The sequence below is a fragment of the Bacillus cereus group sp. Bc031 genome (assembly GCF_027716265.1).
Classification (GTDB): domain Bacteria; phylum Bacillota; class Bacilli; order Bacillales; family Bacillaceae_G; genus Bacillus_A; species Bacillus_A paranthracis.
Map to the genome: position 1 here is coordinate 1 of NZ_JAQFUL010000179.1, position 2,681 is coordinate 2,681.

Below are 2,681 nucleotides of genomic sequence, written 5' to 3' on the forward strand. Positions count from 1 at the left end.
GGTGCGACACGTTCCTAAGTGAAAAGCTTAGGCATTGTCGAACTTACAGTTCAACAGTGAACTGTCATTCCAAGAAGTCAAATGATAGGGTAACGCCTTGAAGGGCTTCCTTTAATACTCCGACATGCAGTGAAGTTAGCAAGAACTGAACTGTATGAAGCTCGGTGAAGTCGGTTGAGAGTTACCGTAATCCTATAGGATACGAAAGTCACTCAGAGGTGGGTGGTGTAACCTATAAACCGGAAGTCTATAAATTACCTATGGTTAGTATGCACTATGAACCAATAGAGTATGGTATGTGCGGACGAATCTCTGATGGTACGGGTCTATATCGGAAGTAAGTCGAAAGGCTTACTGACACAATTAGTGTCGCTACTGTGGATGAGTAAAACTCGCCTTTATGAAAGTCCATATATTGTTACAGGCAATATCAAGGTAGCAGGCTCATAGGAGAAACCTAACGGTATATGCACAGATAGGAATGACGGAACGTGGTAAGCTGTCAACACTGAGGGCTTGCTTCCGATGAAGTGGTTCTAGGGAAAACAATTGTAAATTGTATAACCTAGGTTTATGACAGTGAAAGTGGTGGCACAGTACCTATGAAACGTGTAATGAACGTGGAGGGATAGCCACTAGTCGATTGAAAACTGACTGTTACTTATGGTTGACATGGTTTCGAGTAAGACTAAAGAGATGTAAACCTCCAGTAAATAAGGGGAGGTTACAGCCCATGTTAAAGAAAACTAAACTAAGGCACAGTGAATATTACGACATGCAAAGAAAGTATGATGAGTTATATTCTAATAGCCTTAATGGTAACAATTTCTATAAATTAATTGATATTATCGGTTCGGAAGAAAATATTAGATTAGCATACCGCAACATCAAAACTAATAAGGGGAGTAACACGGCTGGAGTTGACAATTTAACCATTAAAGATATTTGGCACCTAAACGATACAAAGATTATTCATGAAGTTAGGAAACGATTAAATAACTATCAACCACAAGCAGTTAAAAGAGTCCTTATCCCAAAAGAGGGCAGTGATAAGAAGCGACCCCTGGGGATTCCAACAATTTGGGACAGATTAGTACAACAATCTATCCTCCAAGTATTGGAACCTATTTGTGAAGCTAAGTTTCATAACCATAGTTATGGATTTAGACCGAACAGAAGTACACACCATGCACTAAGTAGAGTTGTAAGTCTTATTAACATAGGTCACCAACACTACTGTGTTGATATTGACATTAAGGGGTTCTTTGATAATGTATGCCACAAAAAGCTATTAAGGCAAATGTGGACTCTGGGAATAAGAGACAAATCACTTCTATGTGTTATTTCAAAAATCCTTAAATCTGAGATAGAAGGAGAGGGTATTCCCAATAAGGGTACTCCGCAAGGAGGAATTATTTCTCCTTTACTTTCCAACATTGTTCTAAATGAACTTGATTGGTGGATAAGTAGCCAATGGGAAACCTACAAACCTCACAGAATCTCTACTCGGCATTTAGGGTTTCGACAATATGCTAGGAAGTACACGAATCTAAAATGTGGTTATGTAGTGAGATACGCGGATGACTTCAAAATAATGTGTCGGACTTATGATGAAGCACAACGCTTTTATCATGCGACAGTTGATTTTCTCAAATCCCGCTTGGGATTAGAAATTAACCCCAAAAAGTCCAAAGTGGTTAATCTCAAGAAAAACTCGTCAGTTTTCCTTGGATTCAAAATCAAAGTGGTTAAACAAGGTAAAGCTAAATTTGGATATATTGCAAAAACCAGTATGTCCGACAAAGCTATTACAAAAGCTAAAAGACAACTAAAAGAACGAATCAAAGGAATTCAAAAGGAGCCCACTTCAGAGAAAGTTACTCAATTTAATTCAACCCTTCTTGGTATACAAAATTACTTTAAATATGCGGTTACAATTTACATGGATTTAACGGAGGTAAATTACTCTCTGCGAAGAGTCATAAGAACCAGACTTAGAAACAATATGAAGCACATGAAGTTCTGTGAAACATCTGTGAATTTTAAAAGGAAGACCAAAGGAATACAACCTAACACTAAGATTTACGTTGTACAGAACACTCCACTCTTACCAGTTACAGGAATACATCATAAAAACCCGTGGAATTTTTCGCAGGTTATCTGTAACTATACGGAAACGGGGCGTAATAAAGTACATAGTAATCTTAAGGCAATACCTAAGGATGTTCTCAACCAAGTTATGAGGACTTATTCGAAGAATAAAAGTATTGAGTACAACGATAATAGGATATCAAAATACGTTGCTCAATATGGTAAGTGTTATGTAACTGGTGAGGAAATTGGTATTGAACGTGTTCATTGTCATCACATTGTTCCCATTAAACAAGGTGGGGATGACAAGTACAACAACTTGGTAATTGTAGATTGGTTTATACACAAACTGATTCACATGACGAATCTTAATAAGATTACACATTACCTTCGGTCTTTTAAACTTAACAAGAAACAAATGGATAAACTGAATGTGCTAAGAACTAAAGCTGGAAATGAACCGATAGTAACATAATTTGATTTTAAAGTCAGTTGGAAACGATGGAACGCCGTATGCTAGGAAACTAGCACGTACGGTGTGAGGTGGGGGAAAAGGTGGAGATTACATCAAAGCCTTACCTATCATCATA

At 37.6% G+C, this 2,681-nt stretch carries 1 protein-coding gene; it reads left to right on the forward strand.

Going from position 1 to position 2,681, the window contains the following annotated elements:
• Window positions 1-733 precede the first annotated feature (733 nt).
• Window positions 734-2,566, forward strand: a complete 1,833-nt coding sequence (gene ltrA / locus PDQ33_RS28630; protein WP_000914978.1) for a group II intron reverse transcriptase/maturase — start codon at window positions 734-736, stop codon at window positions 2,564-2,566.
• Window positions 2,567-2,681 lie beyond the last annotated feature (115 nt).

Coding starts and splice junctions, on each gene's coding strand:
- ltrA (WP_000914978.1), top strand. CDS start 734: ATGTTAAAGAAAACTAAACTAAGGCACAGTGAATATTACGACATGCAA.